This window comes from Paraburkholderia kirstenboschensis, assembly GCF_032806925.1.
GTDB classification, from domain to species: Bacteria; Pseudomonadota; Gammaproteobacteria; order Burkholderiales; family Burkholderiaceae; genus Paraburkholderia; species Paraburkholderia kirstenboschensis.
The window spans coordinates 2990601-3006769 of the sequence record NZ_CP136513.1 but is presented as its reverse complement, the minus strand read 5'-3'; the positions used below and the strand labels follow the sequence as shown (position 1 = coordinate 3006769).

The window sequence follows — 16169 nt, the reverse complement described above, 5'->3', positions numbered from 1 at the left end:
GCCGCGGCCGAAGTCGGGCCGCGCGATAGTCGTCGCATGCCGGACATCGAGCGGCGCACGATCAGAAGCCGAACAAGTCTGTCGAACGAATGGTCAACAACCGGCGCATCAAACCAGCGCGTGCTGCCCAAGCTCGAACGCTTCGTCGCGAAAGCGCAGCGGCGCCGCGCAGTGCACCAGTGTGTCGATGAAATACTTCGCCCTCGGCCAGGGGCCGAACCCGGCTGCGGTATTGATATGCCCTGCGTCGCCCAGATTGACGAACGCGCTGCCAAAGCGCTGCGCGAGTTCGCGGGCGCCGGCGAGCGACATCCACGGATCGGTTTCGCTGCCGATCAGAATGGACGGAACGCCAACACGCCGCGCCTCGAACGGTCCGGCGAAAGCGAATTTTTGCGGACTTGCGGGCGCGACGAACAGCACGCCGACTACCTCGTTTGCATACGACGCCTGCTGCAACGCGTGCGCAGCCACGAGGCAGCCGAAGCTATGCGCGGCGAGCACGAACGGCCCCCGTTCACGCGCGAGCAGCTCGCGCAGCGAGTTCGCCCAACCTGCGACGTCCGGTGCATCCCAGTCGGCCTGCTCGACGCGTAACGACCGCGCGAACTGGCGCTCCAGCCAGCTTTGCCAATGCGCGCCCTCGCTGCCGTGCAGGCCGGGAACGGTCACGAGCCGCGGCGGCCACGGCGATGTGGTGCATGAAAGCATGTTTGTCCCTCGCTACGGGAAACCGGGAGGCCATTGTCCCGCCGTGCGACGCGTGGACGAACCAAGTTTTTGTGCTTTGTTTATGGAGTGGAGCGCGGGAAGTGGCGGCGCACAAGCCCGCGACGCGCACGGTCGTGCGCAACCGCGCGGGATTGCCGGCGAAAAAGTAGAATGAAGCCTATTCATAAAAGGAGGAGCCCTCATGTCGCCAGCGTCATGCGCTGCGCCGCAGCCGCCGGAAGCCTCGCAGCCATCCTGCCGCACCTCTTGTGCGGAGCGGCGCGATCGCGCATTCAACGGCGAGGTCGCATGAAGATACTCTTTTACATGCCGAACGGCGAAGCCGCCGCCTGGCTGCACGACTTCGCCCGCGCGCTGCCTGAGGCCGATCTGCGCGAATGGCAGCCCGGCGACACAGCCCCCGCCGATTTTGCCGTTGTATGGCGCCCGCCGCGCGAGATGCTGGCCGGCCGCGGCGATCTGCGCGCGATCTTCAATCTCGGTGCGGGCGTCGACGCCATTCTCGCGCTCGAACGCGAGCAGCCCGGAACGTTGCCCGGCAACGCGCAGCTGATCCGCCTCGAAGACACCGGCATGGCGCCGCAAATGGCCGAGTACGTAACGCATGCGGTGCTGCGCTATCTGCGGCGCTTCGACGAATATCAGACGCTGCAACGCGAGCGGCGCTGGCAAGTACTCGATCCGCATCCGCGCGAGACGTTCACGGTCGGTGTGCTCGGACTTGGCGTGCTCGGCGCTCATGTCGCGCAAACCGTCGCGGCGTTCGGCATGCCCGTGCGCGGTTATAGCCGTAGCGCGCGGCACGTCGAAGGCATCACTACGTTTGCTGGCGCGGCGCAGTTCGACGCGTTTCTCGACGGCGTGAAGGTGCTCGTGAATCTGCTGCCGCATACGCCGGATACCGCCGACGTGCTCGGCGCGCGCACGTTTTCGCGGCTTGAGCGCGGCGCGTATCTGATCAACGTTGCACGCGGCGCGCATCTTGTCGAAGCAGATCTGCTCGACGCGCTAGCAAGCGGTCAACTCGCCGCGGCCACGCTCGACGTGTTTCGCGAGGAGCCGTTACCCGCCGATCACCCGTTCTGGCAGGAGCCGCGCATTACCGTTACGCCGCACATCTCCGCGCTGACGTTGCGCGAAGAAAGCGTCGCGCAGATCGCGGAAAAAATGTTGGCGCTGGAGCGTGGGGAAGCGGTCGGAGGCGTGGTGGATATCGAACGCGGATACTGACATCGTCGAATTGCATGGACGGGAGCAGGTGCCGAACCGCCAACTCTGATCGACTACTGTGTATGGGGAGACAATCATGGCTGTACCGCAGCAAGTGAAAATCGTCGAAGTCGGTCCGCGCGACGGCCTTCAGAATGAGAAGGAGTTTGTCCCGACCGCCACCAAGATCGAATTGATCAACCGGCTCTCCGCAGCGGGTTTTCGCAACGTCGAAGCGGCGTCGTTCGTATCGCCCAAATGGGTGCCGCAGATGGCCGACGGCGCGGAAGTCATGTCCGGCATCGAGCGCCGCCCCGGCACCATCTATTCGGTGCTCACGCCTAACCTGCGCGGCTTCGAAGGCGCGCTTGCCGCGCGCGCGGACGAGATCGTGATCTTCGGCGCCGCGAGCGAAGCGTTCTCGCAGAAGAACATCAACTGCAGCATCGCGGAAAGTATCGAACGATTCGCGCCGGTCGCGCAGGCAGCCAAGCAGCACGGCCTGCGCATTCGCGGCAGCGTGTCGTGCGCGCTGGGTTGTCCGTATCAAGGCGAGGTGCCGGTCGCGTCGGTAGTCGACGTGGTGCAACGCTTCGCAGCGCTCGGCTGCGACGAAATCGACATCGCCGACACGATCGGCGTCGGCACGCCGAAGCGCACGCGCGAAGTCTTCGAAGCGGTGACACAGGTGTTTCCGCGCGAGCGTCTGTCCGGGCACTTTCACGACACGTACGGCCAGGCGCTTGCCAACATCTACGCGGCGCTGCAGGAAGGCATCGAAATCTATCACGCGTCGGTGGCGGGGCTCGGCGGCTGTCCGTATGCGAAGGGCGCAACCGGCAACGTCGCGACCGAAGACGTGCTGTATCTGATGAACGGCCTCGGCATCGAGACCGGCATCGACCTTGCGCAAGTCGTAGCAATCGGCGATTTCATTTCCACGTCGATCGGCCGGCCGAACGTTTCGCGCGCGGGCAAGGCGCTGCTCGCGAAGGCGCGCAGCGAAGCAGCGGCCAACTGCGTTTGAGCCTGGGTCGGACGCCTCGCTCAAGACATTGCCGGACACCAGACAATCAGGACCTGACACGATGACGGACGACGCTTCTCTTGAATCAGACGACCTCACCGCATTACCGGACTCGGCACGCCGCGTCGCACTGCTGCTGCGCGAGCGCGGTCACAGTGGCCGGATCGTCATGCTGCCGGAGACCGGCAAGACTTCCGCCGAAGCCGCCGCCGGGCTTGGCTGTTCGGTCGCGCAGATCGCAAAGTCGATTCTGTTTCGCCGTCGCGAAGACGATGCGCCGGTGCTGGTGGTAGCAAGCGGCGCGAATCGCGTCGATGAAAAGAAAGTGGCGGCGCAAGTCGGCGATATCGGCCGCGCCGACGCGAAGTTCGTCCGCGAAAAAACCGGGTATGCAATTGGCGGCGTGTGTCCGGTCGGTCATGCGGTCGAACCGGTCACACTGATCGATGAAGACCTGTTCGCGCTCGACAGCCTGTGGGCGGCCGCCGGACATCCGCATGCGGTGTTCAATCTGACCGCACAGGAACTGGTTGCATTGACGGGCGCGCCGGTAGTCGACGTAGCGCTGCGCGAGACGGCCTGACGCGATGACAGCGGTAATCGACAAAGCAACACAGGCCGGCGGCGTGCCGTCGCCGTGCATCAACGTGTGCCGGATGGATGCGTCGACCGGCTGGTGCGAAGGGTGCCTGCGCACCATTGACGAAATCGCCGGCTGGTCGATCTACGACGACCACGAGAAGCGCGCCGTGTGGGACGAACTGGAAGCCCGCCGCGCCCGGTTGATCGCAAGCCAGGCAAAGGTGCAGCCATGAACGCGCCGCCACGCATTGTCACCATCGGTGAGACTTTCAGCTCGAGGCTCACGTTGTCGACGGATTCGGTGAAGTCGTTCGCAACGCTCGTCAACGATATGAACCCGCTGCATCACGACGAAACCTATGCGGCGCAAAGCCGCTTCGGCGGTCTCATTGCGTCGGGCACACAGCCCACCGCGCACTTCATGGCGCTGCTCGCGACGCATTTTTCGACCTACGCGCAGCCGCTCGGACTCGAGTTCGATATCAAGCTGAAAAAGGCCGCGCATGCAGGCGACACGCTCACCATGACCTGGCGCGTGCGCGACGCTTACTGGAAGCCGAGCCTGAACGGCGATCTCACGCACCTGGAGGGCTCGGTCAAGAATCAGCGTGGTGAAGTTGCAGTGGTCGGCACGTCGACCATTCTCGTGATGCCGAAAGCCGAGGCTTCCGCAGGAGCCGGGTCGGGCGTGGGCACGCTATGAACGCATTGCCTGCATCGATCCGCGTCTTCGAGCGCGGCTGGCTTTCGTCGAACAACGTGCTGCTCGTCGACGACGACTGCGCCGCCATCGTGGACACGGGTTACGCGACGCACGCGCACCAAACCTTGGCCCTCGTCCAGCAGGCGCTCGGCGAGCGGCCGCTCGATCTGATCGTCAACACGCATCTGCATTCAGACCATTGCGGCGGCAATGCGCTGCTGCAATCGACGTGGCCGTGCCGCACGCTGATCCCCGCCTCCGAAGCGGGCGCCGTGCGCGACTGGGACGAGGCGCGTCTGAGCTTCCGCGCGACCGGGCAGAGCTGCGAGCGCTTCGGCTTCACAGGCACAATCGAGCCGGGCGGGACGCTGCGGCTCGGCACACTCGACTGGCAGGTGCTCGGCGCACCCGGTCACGATCCGCATTCGCTGATGCTGTACTGCGCGGACGAACGCGTACTGATTAGCGCCGACGCGCTGTGGGAGAACGGCTTCGGCGTGATCTTTCCGGAGCTCGAAGGCGAAAGCGGCTTCGCGGAGGAGCAGGCGGTGCTGGAAGCCATTGCCGCGCTCGACGTGCGCCTTGTGATTCCCGGCCATGGCGCGCCGTTCACGAACGTCGGACAGGCGCTGGAACGGGCTTTTTCCCGCGTGGCGTGGTTGCGCGCCGACCCGGCACGCAATGCCAGGAACGCGCTGAAGGTGCTGATCGTCTTCAAGCTGCTCGACGTCCGCGCGATGAGTTTTGCGACGCTGCTGCAAATGCTCCACGACGCGGCGGTGATGCGTGCGGCCGCTTCGATGCTGAAGCCGCGTGGCGAATGGCCCGCACTCGTCAAAACGATTGTGGATGAACTGGCTGCGGGAAACGGACCGCTCACGGTGGAAGGTGAGCAGATCGTCGCGCGCGCGGCATAGCGGGCGTGAGCGCCTACATTGCTTGAAGCGATTGAGTGTCCGGGCACTCGCCGCCGGCACATGCGCGTTGGCAAGAGCGCCGGCCCCGGCCAGCCAGGAAAACGCCGCCACAAAAAGAAAGCCGCTCGACCTGTAAAGGCGAGCGGCGGAAATTCTGTCGGACGTGATCAGCGTCTGGTCGAATGATACGCGTGCGCGATTTTTGACCGCATCAGTGATTTCCCTACAGATGCTTGACGGCGGCTGTTAACCCGCATGCGGCCTGAAGCAGATGCGAGCCGCGACGAGCCTTACGAACGATTGGTCCGCTGATATGAACAAACGTTCGCGCATATGCTTTGCAATCCATAGCATTGCGACTCGCCGCGTTGACCGGATGCGCGGCGCTCAGACGGACGGCACGCGCCTTTGCGGCACGATCCGCCAACCGAGATTGACGCCGGCAGCCGCAACGAGGATCAGCACCGCGCCCAGCACCTGAATCCACGCGAGCGCCTGGCCAAACGCAACACGGTCGACGATGATCGCCACCACCGGATAAATCAATGACAGCGCGCCGGTCATGGAGGTCGGCAGCTTCTGGATAGCACCGTACAGCAACACGTACATGAGGCCCGTGTTCACGACGCCCAGCACGATCAACTCGATCCATTGCGCACCGGTGGCGGGCAGCGCGTCGAAACGCACGAGCGGCGCCAGCATGACCACGCCGAGCAACACCTGGATCAGCGCAATCAGATGCGGCGGCGTGCCCTTCAGGCGCTTCGTGATGATCGAGGAGACCGCGTACATCGCAGCCGCGCCCACCGCGTAGGCGATACCCACGAGATATTGCCCCGGCACCGCCAGTACCGCCGGTTCGACCTTGACGACAAACACGAGCCCGACTAATGCGATCAGCAGCCACGCCACCGTCGACGCGCTGATGCGCTCGCGAAACACCAGCGCGCCGAGCGCCACCAGCATGAAAGGCTGCGTGTTGTAGACGGCCGTCGCCATCGAGATCGACGCGCGCGAATAGGCGGCGAACAGCAGCACCCAGTTCGCGACGATCGCCGCGCCGCCGAGCAACGCGAGCCCAAGCATCTTCCACGAGAACAGCTTGCGCCTGAAGAGACCGAGCACGGCGCACACCAGCGCGAGCGTTGCGCCGCCGAAAATGCAACGGAAAAACACCACATTGAACGGACTCTGCTGCGACGACACCACCAGCCAGCCGATAGTGCCCGACATCAGCATTGCGATGCTCATCTCCGCCGCACCGCGCCGGATTTCGTTTGAAGCCATGATCCGATCCTCGATTGAATTCTGCCTGACAAGCAGTGTAGATAATCCGCTCTCGCGAATACATGGCTAAACTTAAGCGATACTGCGATCAAACCTAATAATCGAAGGCCGTCATGACAAAACGCCTCGCGCAGCCCGCACCTGCCACGCTCGACGAAACCGACCGCGCGCTCCTCGCCGCGCTCGCCGAAGACGCGCGCCGGCCGGTCAGCGAACTTGCTCGCCTCGTAGGACTATCGGCGCCCAGCACGGCCGAGCGCATTCGACGCCTGGAAACGCAAGGCGTGATCGAGCGCTTCACCGTGCAGCTCGACCCGCGCGCGTTAGGCTTTACGCTGCAAGCCATCGTGCGCGTGAAGCCTTTGCCCGGCCAGTTGCATCTGGTGGAAGAAGTGATCCGGCGAATTCCGGAGTTTGTGGAATGCGACAAAGTGACGGGCGACGATTGCTTCATCTGCCGCCTCTATCTGCATTCGATCGAGCAGCTCGACGAGATTCTGTCGAAGGTAGCCGAGCGAGCGGAGACCAGCACCGCGATCGTCAAATCAACGCCCATCGCGCGGCGCCTGCCGCCACTTGGTTAAGCGAGCAACCCTACTTTTCGAGCGCTTCGAAGAAGGACAGCATTTCGGCGATCAGTTCGTCAGGCGCCTCTTCGGGTATGTAGTGGCCGCAAGACAGCGAACGGCCGCTCACGTCGCGCGCCACATGACGCCATTCGTCCAGCGCGTTGAAGCACTTTTCGATCACGCCCTTGTCGCCCCACAACACGCGCAATGGGCAGGCAATCTTCTGCCCGCGCTCGATGTCCGCGCGGTCGTGCTCGATGTCGATACTCGCCGACGCGCGGTAGTCCTCGCACATTGCATGCACCGCACCGGGTTGCGCGAGCGCCGAGCGGTAAGCGTCGAGCGCGGCCGGGTCGAACGGCGCGAGACCCGAGTGACGGCCTCCCATGACTGCATCGACATAAGCGGCCGGGTTCGCGCCGATCAGCGTTTCGGGCAACGGCTGCGGCTGAATCAGGAAGAACCAGTGGAAGTAATGCGTGGCGAAGGTGCGGTCGGTGGCTTCGTACATGGCTAGTGTCGGCGCAATGTCGAGCAGCATCAGACGTTCGACGGCGTCCGCATGATCGAGCGCCATGCGATGCGCGACGCGGGCGCCGCGGTCATGCGCGCAGACGAGAAAGCGCTCGAACCCGAAGTGCCGCATCACTGCGACCTGATCGGCGGCCATGGTGCGTTTCGAATACGGCGCATGCGCGGCGTCGCTCTGCGGCTTTCCCGATGCGCCATAGCCGCGAAGATCGGTGGCAATGACCGTGAAGTGCTGAGCCAGTTGATCCGCGCAGCGCGCCCAGATCAGATGCGATTGCGGATGGCCGTGCAACAGGAGAAGCGGCGGCCCCGCTCCGCCCTTCACTCCGAAGATATCTGCATCGCCCGCGGCGACGCGAAAGGGCGTGAAATTCTCGAAGGCCATGGCCGGCGTCTCTCGTCGTTAGAAGTCAGTGCATTGTAGAAGCCCAATGTGTCCGCACCGGGTGGGACAACCCACGCAAGCGTAGAACCCGAACACTCATTCCAACCGTTCAAAACGAACCGGCGAACGCGAAGCGTGCGCTTGGCCTATAATCGAACGATCGTTCTTAAAATTTCGAGCGGCCATATGCGCGGGCTGTTAGCTTCGCCACAGTGCAAGCCGCATGCCGCTACACTCATCAATAGCCGGGCGCTTTGCGCACCGGTCGGTTAATCAGGAGACTTGCACTATGGCATTGCCCGCCGTTCTACAAAATCTGGCGTTGCCTGTCGTCGCCTCGCCGATGTTCATTGTCAGCTATCCCGAGCTCGTGCTGGCGCAGTGCAAGGCCGGCATCGTCGGTTCGTTCCCCGCGTTGAATGCGCGCCCCGCCGAACTGCTCGACGAATGGCTCACGCAACTGCAGGCGCAACTCGCCGAACATAAGGCGGCGAATCCCGGCTCGGTGATCGGACCGATTGCCGTCAACCAGATCGTCCATCAATCGAATACGCGGCTCGAACATGATGTGCGGGTGTGCGTCGAGCACAAGGTGCCGATCTTCATTACGAGCCTGCGCGCGCCGGCGCGCGAGATCGTCGATGCAGTGCATAGCTACGGCGGAATCGTGCTGCATGACGTGATCAATCTGCGGCACGCGCAGAAGGCGCTGGAAGCGGGCGTCGACGGTCTGATTCTGGTTGCGTCGGGCGCGGGCGGCCATGCGGGCACGACTTCACCGTTCGCGCTGGTCGGCGAAGTGCGGCGCATTTTCGACGGCCCGATCGTGCTGTCCGGATCGATTGCGAACGGCGGCTCGATTCTCGCCGCGCAAGCCATGGGCGCCGACCTTGCGTACATGGGAACGCGCTTCATCGCGACAAGAGAAGCGCATGCGGTGGACAGCTACAAACAGGCTATCGTCAATTCCACCGCGTCGGACATCATCTACACGAACCTGTTCACGGGTGTGCACGGCAATTACATTCGCGAGAGCATCGTCAACGCCGGGCTCGATCCGGAGGCGCTGCCCGAATCGGACAAAACCAAGATGAACTTCGCGAACGAAAAGGCGAAGGGGTGGAAAGACATCTGGGGCGCAGGCCAGGGCGTCGGCCTGATGGACGACGTGCCGAGCGTGAGCGAACTGGTCGAGCGTCTGTCGAAGGAATACAACGACGCAAAGGCGCGACTCGGTATCGGGCGTTGACATTGCCGAGGGTTGCGCGGGTTGCTGCCGTCGCTCGCTGACGGTCGCGGCGGCGCGCCTTCGACTCGCCCCGCTCGCTACATATTCCGACGATACTGCCCGCCCACTTCGAACAGCGCGTGCGTGATTTGCCCAAGCGAACAGACGCGCACCACATCCATCAGCACCGCAAAGACGTTTTCGTCGTCGATCACCGCGCGTTGCAGACGCTCGAGCGCGACGGGCGCGGCGTCGCAATGCCGCGCCTGGAAATCGCGCAGACGTTTCAACTGGCTTTGCTTCTCTTCTTCGGTGGAGCGGGCGAGCGCGATTGGCGTCGGCGCTTGATGCGGCTTCGCGCTCACGAACGTGTTCACGCCGACAATCGGATACGAGCCGTCATGCTTGCGATGCTCGTACAGCATCGACTCATCCTGAATGCGGCCGCGCTGATAACCCGTCTCCATTGCGCCGAGCACGCCGCCGCGCTCGGTCAGCCGGTCGAATTCGGCGAGTACCGCTTCTTCGACGAGGTCGGTCAGTTCCTCGATGACGAAGCTGCCCTGATTCGGATTCTGATTCTTCGCAAGCCCCCATTCGCGGTTGATGATCAACTGAATCGCCACTGCGCGTCGCACCGACTCCTCGGTGGGTGTCGTGATCGCTTCGTCGAACGCATTCGTGTGCAGCGAGTTGCAGTTGTCGTAGATCGCGATTAGCGCTTGCAGCGTGGTGCGGATATCGTTGAAGTCGATCTCCTGCGCATGCAGGCTACGGCCCGAGGTCTGCACGTGATACTTGAGCTTCTGGCTGCGTTCGTTCGCGCCGTAACGCTCGCGCATTGCGATTGCCCACACGCGCCGAGCAACGCGGCCGAGCACCGTGTATTCCGGGTCCATTCCGTTGGAAAAGAAGAACGACAGATTCGGCGCGAAGTCGTCAATCGACATGCCGCGCGCCAGATACGCCTCGACATACGTGAAGCCGTTCGCGAGCGTGTAGGCGAGTTGCGAGATCGGATTCGCGCCAGCCTCGGCAATGTGATAGCCGGAGATGGAGACCGAATAGAAGTTACGCACGCCGTGTTCGACAAAGTACGCCTGAATATCGCCCATCACTTTCAGGCTGAATTCGGTCGAAAAAATACAGGTGTTCTGACCTTGGTCTTCTTTCAGAATGTCGGCCTGCACTGTGCCTCGTACATTCTCCAGCGCTGTGCGGCGCGTCTCGGCGAGCTCGTCCTCGCTTAGCGCACGGCCCAGTTGCTGCGCCTTGCGCGCGATCTGCTGATCGATCGCTACGTTGAAGAACATTGCGAGGATGGTCGGCGCGGGGCCGTTGATCGTCATGGACACCGACGTCTGCGGCGCGCACAGATCGAAGCCGTCGTAGAGCGCATGCATGTCGTCGAGCGTCGCGACCGATACCCCCGAGTTGCCCACCTTGCCGTAGATGTCCGGGCGCTCATGCGGCTCTTCGCCGTATAGCGTGACCGAGTCGAATGCGGTCGAAAGACGCTTGGCCGGCATGCCCTCCGACAGCAGTTTGAAACGCCGGTTGGTGCGCGACGGATCGCCTTCTCCGGCGAACATTCGAGTCGGGTCTTCGTTCTCGCGACGGAACGGGAAGACGCCTGCGGTGAACGGAAAGTAGCCCGGCAGATTGTCGAGCATCAGCCAGCGCAGAATCTCGCCGTGGTCGACGAATTTCGGCAGCGCGACTTTGCGCAGTTGCGTGCCCGATAAGGTCGTGGCCGTGAGCGCGGTGCGTATCTCCCGGTCACGAATGCGGACCACATGGTCATCGCCCGAATAGGCGGCGACGGTTTGGGGCCACGCGTCGAGCAGTTTGCGCTCGCGCTCGCCGAGTGCCGTGGTGCGTTGCTCGATGAGCGCGTCGAGCGAGGATTGCGCATCGTACGCGTCCGCGCTCGCTTGCGCGAGCATCCGGCGCGCTTCGACGAGTTGCCAGCGCTCGCGCGCAACACCCGCTTGCTGATCAGCCCGCTCGCGATAAGCGTGGATGGTCTGCGCGATTTCCGCGAGATAGCGCACCCGCGCGGGCGGCACGATCGCATGACGGCCGCTCGAAAAGCGCACGCCGGCGGGCACGGACAAACGGCCGCCTCCTGAGCGCAGGCCGTGCTTTCGCAGCGCTTCGGCGATGTATTGGTAAAGCGCGGTCACGCCGTCGTCATTGAAGTGCGAAGCGATCGTGCCGAACACCGGCATCGCCTCGGGCGATTTCGCGAAGTCGGCGCGGTTACGCTGCACCTGTTTCGCGACATCGCGCAACGCATCTGGCGCGCCCTTGCGATCGAACTTGTTGATTGCGACCGCGTCGGCGAAGTCGAGCATGTCGATCTTCTCCAACTGGCTGGCCGCGCCGAACTCGGGTGTCATCACATATAGCGATTCGTCGACGAACGGCACGATGGCCGCGTCGCCCTGACCGATCCCTGAGGTCTCGACGACGATCAGGTCGAAGCCGGCCGCCTTGCACAGCATCAGCGCGTCGGGCAGCGCGTCGGAGATTTCGCTCGACGCCTCGCGCGTCGCCATCGAGCGCATATAGACGCGCGCACCGCCGCCCCAGTCGCCAATCGCGTTCATGCGGATGCGGTCGCCGAGCAGCGCGCCGCCGGACTTGCGGCGCGACGGGTCGATGGCGAGCACGGCGATGGTCAGCGTGTCGCCGTAATCGAGCCGGAAGCGGCGGATCAGTTCGTCGGTGAGCGACGATTTGCCCGCACCGCCTGTGCCGGTAATGCCGAGCACGGGGACTTGCATTGCCTGAGTAAGGGCGGAGAGCTCGGCACGCTTCGACGACGCGACGCCGCCCGCCTCGAAGGCGCTGATCAGTCGAGCGAGCCGACGGAACACGAGCGAGCTTGCGTCGCGCGGATTAACGCTGCTCGTCTCGCCCGGAACGTTTTGGGAACCGTCGTCTCTATCGCCGATGCCCGCGCCTTGGCTTACCTGTGCGCTCGAACGCAAGTGCGACAGAGGTTGACCGATCAGGTCGGCGAGCCATTCGCCGACTGCGCCGGTCCGCGCTGTGACGCCCTCTCGGGCCGCTGCTGCGCAGCGCGCGATCATGTCGTCGATCATTCCTTGCAGGCCGAGCCGCTGGCCGTCGTGCGGCGAATAGATCTTTTCGACTCCGTAGCTTTCCAGCGCGACGATTTCTTCGGATACGATCACCCCGCCGCCGCCGCCGAACACCTTGATGCGCTCACCGCCTCGCGCTCGCAGCAGATCGACCAGGTAGCGGAAGTATTCGTTATGGCCGCCCTGGTAGCTCGACACCGCGACGCCGTCCGCGTCTTCCTGCAGCGCGGCGGTCGCGACTTCATCGACGGAACGGTTGTGGCCTAGATGGATGACTTCGACGCCGCTCGCTTGCAGGATGCGGCGCATGATGTTGATCGACGCATCGTGGCCGTCGAACAGGGCTGCGGCGGTGACGAAGCGCAAGCGCCGGCCGGCGGGCAGCTCGTGGCTGGCGGCGCGCTGCGGCGTGGACAGATCGGTCATGTCTCCCCCAGATCGTTACGCTGTTTGCGTGTGTGGGTGCTGGCAACCAGTATAACGAAACGGGTGGGCGCGGCTTCGGCGGTTTGTGGCCTGGCGCGCTAGCCAACGCGCTGTGCCGGGCGCTATCTCACGGCCAGCGCCTTGATCTGTTCGAGCGACGGCCACAGCGACTCGTTCGCGAACCGGTCGGCGAGGAAGTCCACGAACGAGCGCACCTTCGCCGACAAATGGCGCCGGCTCGCGTACACCACATGGATCGGCAGCTCGCGAGGCGGCACTTCATCGAAGAGCACAGGCACGAGGCGCCCCTCGGTCAGATCGGCGCCGATCACTTCGGTGCCGAGGAGCGCTATGCCCGCACCTTGCAGCACCATCACGCGTTGCGCTTCGAGATGATTGACGATCAGATTGCCGGACAGGCGTACGCGCGCGGCTTCGCCGGTGGCTTGCAGGATGTCGAGTGCCGACACGCCCGTGTATTGCAGAAAGTTGTGACGCGCGAGATCGGCGGCCGTCTTCGGCGTGCCGCGCCGGCGCAGATACTCCGGCGACGCGCACAGCAGCAGATGCGCCATCGCGATCTGCCGCGCGATCAGCGACGACGACTTGAGGCCGCTCGGCGAAGCGCGGATCGCGACGTCGAAGCCTTCGTCGATCAGCTCGACCACGCGGTCCGACAACGTGATGTCGACGGTGACCTGCGGATACTGCGCGGCGTAGTCGGCGACCGCGGCCATCACGTGACTCAGTCCGAATGCCGACAGCGACGACACCCGCAAGCGCCCTTGAGGCACGACGCTCGCCGCACCGACGACCTGCTCCGCCTCCTCGAGTTCGGTGAGCACCTGACTCAAGCGCTCGTAGTATTCGCGGCCCGCCTCGGTCGGCGCGACGCGGCGCGTGGTGCGGTTCAACAGGCGCGCGCCGAGCTGCTGTTCGAGATGCATCACGTGCTTGCTCGCCATCGCCGCGGACATCTCCATCCGTTCAGCCGCGCCCACGAAGCTGCCCACCTCGACCACTTGCCGGAACACTTTCATGCTGACGAGGGTGTCCATCCAAATCGCTCGCTATAGGAATTGATCGGCGTTATTTTGCCCGGTTTATCAAGAGCAGATGGCGAAACGACTATGGCGGATCGCGTCAGAAAAGACCAAAGCCCGCGTTCCGTGAGGAAGCGGGCTTTGGAGGTTGGTGAGCATGCGGCCCGGCTCGCGGCAGTTGCCGCGCGCCGGTCAGTTCAACTGCGCAGTGTCGCCTAGAACTTCGCGCGCAAACCAACGCCGTACGTATTGCCGCTCGACTGGCTGCTGATGTGGTCGTACAGATAAGCCGCGTACACGTCCGTGCGCTTGGACAGCGGGTAGTCGTAGCCGATCGCCGCGGTCTGGCGCGTCTGGTCGAAGCCGCCGCCGTCGCGCGAATAAGCGTACGACGCCATCACCGTGCCCGGGCCCGCCGGCACCGTTACGCCGCCTTGCGCGGTGTTCACGTGCCAGCTCGTCAGCGTCTGGTCGTTGTGCGTGTACATGTACTGGCCGAACAGCTTCACATACTTGAGGTCATAGGAGACGCCGACTTGCGCGACGCTCTGCGCCTTCAGGCCCGGCACACCCGAGGAATCGAAACTGCCCAGATCGCCCGGCGTGTTGTTGAAGTTCACGTACTGATAGACCGCGGTCGCGGCGAACGGGCCGTGGAAATACAGCACCTGGCCGCTCCACTTCTTTGCGCCATTCTGCGTCGTGTTGCCCAGCGCATACATTGCACTCGCCGACAGGCCGTTGAAGTTCGGCGACTGATATTGAACCGCGTTGTTCCAGCCCGAGTCGCCCGTCACGCCTTGATCGGTCGAGTAAGTCGGGAATGTGCCCAGCCCGAGATACACGTGGTAGACCATCGGCGAAAAGACGTACGAGTCGATGAACGGGTTGAACAGGATCGTCGACACGAACAGTTCGGTGGTCAACCGGCCGGCCGTAACCGTGCCGTACGGCGATTCGATACCGACGTACGCGTTACGCGAAAACGTCGTGTCGCCGGCGAAGCGGCCGTACTGGCCGTTCTGCGCGCGGAAGAAGCCTTCCAGTGTAAAGATCGCCTTGTAGCCGTTGCCCAGATCTTCAGCCCCTTTCAAGCCCCAGTACGACGTCGACATTCCGCCGCCGGACACCTGGACCGCCGTCTTGCCGCCGGGAAATTTCTGCGCGCCGACCCATTCGTCCACCTGACCGTAGAGTTGCACGCTCGATTGCGCAAAAGCAGACGATGCACTGGCCAGCAAAGCGGCACACGCGGTTGCCTTGAGGGTGGTCTTCAGCGCACGGCTGATGCCTGTTTTCATGGATTCTCCAGTCTTTGTCAAAAGGGGTGTGGCTGTGCGAAAGGGCAAGCTCGCGCGAACCATTGTTGTTGTCCGCTCGATCGTCGAGCCAATCTGGGCGGGACCATCTTTGCGGACCATTTTTATGAACAAAAATATCGCTGGTTATTGCCGGTATATCGGTCTGATTAGTTTTGTCGCTTATCGGCCTGCTACAGACCTTCGTGTGCGCATGTTCGTGGCACCGCGGCACACACCGCCGCTTGCGCGAAGCAGCGCGCGCTATGCGTAACGCGTTCGATAACGCTTCAAATGACATGCTGATGACGCGCCGCCGCATAACCGCCCAAATTTGACGACGGGAGGCGGCCTGCTGCCGAGTGTTTTCAAAAAAGTGTGGCGTCGAAACGTCAGATGCGCGCGAGGTTTGGAGGTGAGTTAAAGCGTAATGCGCGCACCAAGCCGATTGAAAGGCGTGCAAGGGAGCGGAGCCTGGAACATCGAGCGTTGCCAAGGCAATGAACGCGACGCAAACCGCGGCGTCGCCTATCCGGCTGGAGGATTGATTAAAACGCGGCCCGTGCCGGCTTAATTTCGATAGGGAGAACTTTCGGGCGGGCGGCTGTCGTCGCCCTGGCGCTGGACGGCGCGCAGTGAACCGCGTTCTTCGTTATAGCGCGCGACGTCGGCCCGGATCGACCCCGAGCGAACCGGTGCATTGGATTGCGGGCGCTGTCCGGGGCGCGTCTCGGCGCTAACGGGTTGAATGACGCCGACGTACGGTATGCCGCCGCGGCCATCGCCAGGATAAGCACCTGGTCCGGCGACGCGATGCATGCCTGGACTTGAAGCGCCAGAGGGATCGAGGTTGCGCTCGACGTTGCGGCCGACGTCGCGGTTGACGTAATTGCCGTGACCGTAGCTGTCCGCACCAAAGCTCGCGCCGCCGTGCGGCATGCCCGGACCTTTTGCGTAGGCGAACGAGCACAGCGCGACGATTACCGCGCCCCACACCAGGTGCTTCGTTCTCGACAACCCGTCCACCAGTGACTCACTTGCCCGAAGACTTGCCTGAAGCCCACCGTTCGAGCTGCGATGGACTTGTTGAGGGACTGGCGCTGGCGCTGCGAACAGGTCGCA

At 63.5% G+C, this 16169-nt stretch carries 15 protein-coding genes; 8 read left to right on the top strand and 7 right to left on the bottom strand.

The genetic code is table 11. From position 1 onward, the window contains the following. Positions 1-108 precede the first annotated feature (108 nt). Positions 109-711: an RBBP9/YdeN family alpha/beta hydrolase gene (locus RW095_RS36105; protein WP_317020524.1), complete on the bottom strand. Its 603-nt coding sequence runs from the start codon at positions 709-711 to the stop codon at positions 109-111. Between the two features lie 309 nt (positions 712-1020). Between RW095_RS36105 and RW095_RS36100 the strand changes: the two genes are divergently transcribed. The 6 genes from RW095_RS36100 to RW095_RS36075 all read left to right on the top strand — a co-directional run bounded on the left by RW095_RS36100 (position 1021) and on the right by RW095_RS36075 (position 5170). Further along, on the top strand, positions 1021-1962 hold the full coding sequence (locus tag RW095_RS36100; RefSeq protein ID WP_317020523.1) for a 2-hydroxyacid dehydrogenase: 942 nt from the start codon (positions 1021-1023) through the stop codon (positions 1960-1962). Positions 1963-2038: 76 nt separating this feature from the next. After that, a complete protein-coding gene (locus RW095_RS36095) occupies positions 2039-2968 on the top strand; it encodes a hydroxymethylglutaryl-CoA lyase (protein ID WP_317020522.1) in 930 nt (309 codons plus the stop codon). Positions 2969-3029: 61 nt separating this feature from the next. Then, entirely contained in the window at positions 3030-3551 is a 522-nt protein-coding gene (locus tag RW095_RS36090) for a YbaK/EbsC family protein (protein WP_317020521.1), read from the top strand. Between the two features lie 4 nt (positions 3552-3555). Beyond that, entirely contained in the window at positions 3556-3783 is a 228-nt protein-coding gene (locus RW095_RS36085; RefSeq protein WP_317020520.1) for a DUF1289 domain-containing protein, read from the top strand. Continuing rightward, on the top strand, positions 3780-4253 hold the full coding sequence (locus RW095_RS36080; RefSeq protein WP_317020519.1) for a MaoC family dehydratase: 474 nt from the start codon (positions 3780-3782) through the stop codon (positions 4251-4253). The genes RW095_RS36085 and RW095_RS36080 overlap by 4 nt, the downstream gene beginning before the upstream one ends. Further along, positions 4250-5170 (top strand): MBL fold metallo-hydrolase, encoded by a 921-nt coding sequence (locus RW095_RS36075; protein ID WP_317020518.1) that lies wholly within the window; start codon positions 4250-4252, stop codon positions 5168-5170. Before RW095_RS36080 ends, RW095_RS36075 begins: the two co-directional genes overlap by 4 nt. A 387-nt stretch (positions 5171-5557) precedes the next feature. Here RW095_RS36075 and RW095_RS36070 read toward each other — a convergent pair whose 3' ends face one another. After that, positions 5558-6457 (bottom strand): DMT family transporter, encoded by a 900-nt coding sequence (locus tag RW095_RS36070; RefSeq protein ID WP_317020517.1) that lies wholly within the window; start codon positions 6455-6457, stop codon positions 5558-5560. Between the two features lie 113 nt (positions 6458-6570). Here RW095_RS36070 and RW095_RS36065 point away from each other — a divergent pair, with 113 nt between their 5' ends. Further along, positions 6571-7041 (top strand): Lrp/AsnC family transcriptional regulator, encoded by a 471-nt coding sequence (locus RW095_RS36065; RefSeq protein WP_317020516.1) that lies wholly within the window; start codon positions 6571-6573, stop codon positions 7039-7041. 10 nt (positions 7042-7051) lie between these two features. On the opposite strand, the gene RW095_RS36060 is transcribed toward RW095_RS36065, so the two are convergent. Further along, positions 7052-7942: an alpha/beta fold hydrolase gene (locus RW095_RS36060; RefSeq protein ID WP_317020515.1), complete on the bottom strand. Its 891-nt coding sequence runs from the start codon at positions 7940-7942 to the stop codon at positions 7052-7054. 289 nt (positions 7943-8231) lie between these two features. Here RW095_RS36060 and RW095_RS36055 point away from each other — a divergent pair, with 289 nt between their 5' ends. After that, positions 8232-9191, top strand: a complete 960-nt coding sequence (locus RW095_RS36055; RefSeq protein ID WP_317020514.1) for an NAD(P)H-dependent flavin oxidoreductase — start codon at positions 8232-8234, stop codon at positions 9189-9191. 77 nt (positions 9192-9268) lie between these two features. Here RW095_RS36055 and icmF read toward each other — a convergent pair whose 3' ends face one another. The 4 genes from icmF to RW095_RS36035 all read right to left on the bottom strand — a co-directional run bounded on the left by icmF (position 9269) and on the right by RW095_RS36035 (position 16073). Further along, positions 9269-12706: a fused isobutyryl-CoA mutase/GTPase IcmF gene (gene icmF, locus RW095_RS36050; protein ID WP_317020513.1), complete on the bottom strand. Its 3438-nt coding sequence runs from the start codon at positions 12704-12706 to the stop codon at positions 9269-9271. A 122-nt stretch (positions 12707-12828) separates the two neighbouring features. Further along, a complete protein-coding gene (locus RW095_RS36045) occupies positions 12829-13764 on the bottom strand; it encodes a LysR family transcriptional regulator (protein ID WP_317020512.1) in 936 nt (311 codons plus the stop codon). A 200-nt stretch (positions 13765-13964) separates the two neighbouring features. Then, the gene (locus tag RW095_RS36040) at positions 13965-15050 is read right to left on the bottom strand and encodes a porin (protein WP_317020511.1); all 1086 of its coding nucleotides are present in this window, start codon (positions 15048-15050) and stop codon (positions 13965-13967) included. Between the two features lie 567 nt (positions 15051-15617). Continuing rightward, positions 15618-16073: a hypothetical protein gene (locus tag RW095_RS36035; RefSeq protein WP_317020510.1), complete on the bottom strand. Its 456-nt coding sequence runs from the start codon at positions 16071-16073 to the stop codon at positions 15618-15620. Positions 16074-16169: the final 96 nt, after the last annotated feature.

Bases quoted from the DNA above. Each gene is read 5' to 3' on its own strand.
- RW095_RS36105 (WP_317020524.1), bottom strand. From the start codon at position 711: ATGCTTTCATGCACCACATCGCCGTGGCCGCCGCGGCTCGTGACCGTT.
- RW095_RS36100 (WP_317020523.1), top strand. From the start codon at position 1,021: ATGAAGATACTCTTTTACATGCCGAACGGCGAAGCCGCCGCCTGGCTG.
- RW095_RS36095 (WP_317020522.1), top strand. From the start codon at position 2,039: ATGGCTGTACCGCAGCAAGTGAAAATCGTCGAAGTCGGTCCGCGCGAC.
- RW095_RS36090 (WP_317020521.1), top strand. From the start codon at position 3,030: ATGACGGACGACGCTTCTCTTGAATCAGACGACCTCACCGCATTACCG.
- RW095_RS36085 (WP_317020520.1), top strand. From the start codon at position 3,556: ATGACAGCGGTAATCGACAAAGCAACACAGGCCGGCGGCGTGCCGTCG.
- RW095_RS36080 (WP_317020519.1), top strand. From the start codon at position 3,780: ATGAACGCGCCGCCACGCATTGTCACCATCGGTGAGACTTTCAGCTCG.
- RW095_RS36075 (WP_317020518.1), top strand. From the start codon at position 4,250: ATGAACGCATTGCCTGCATCGATCCGCGTCTTCGAGCGCGGCTGGCTT.
- RW095_RS36070 (WP_317020517.1), bottom strand. From the start codon at position 6,457: ATGGCTTCAAACGAAATCCGGCGCGGTGCGGCGGAGATGAGCATCGCA.
- RW095_RS36065 (WP_317020516.1), top strand. From the start codon at position 6,571: ATGACAAAACGCCTCGCGCAGCCCGCACCTGCCACGCTCGACGAAACC.
- RW095_RS36060 (WP_317020515.1), bottom strand. From the start codon at position 7,942: ATGGCCTTCGAGAATTTCACGCCCTTTCGCGTCGCCGCGGGCGATGCA.
- RW095_RS36055 (WP_317020514.1), top strand. From the start codon at position 8,232: ATGGCATTGCCCGCCGTTCTACAAAATCTGGCGTTGCCTGTCGTCGCC.
- icmF (WP_317020513.1), bottom strand. From the start codon at position 12,706: ATGACCGATCTGTCCACGCCGCAGCGCGCCGCCAGCCACGAGCTGCCC.
- RW095_RS36045 (WP_317020512.1), bottom strand. From the start codon at position 13,764: ATGGACACCCTCGTCAGCATGAAAGTGTTCCGGCAAGTGGTCGAGGTG.
- RW095_RS36040 (WP_317020511.1), bottom strand. From the start codon at position 15,050: ATGAAAACAGGCATCAGCCGTGCGCTGAAGACCACCCTCAAGGCAACC.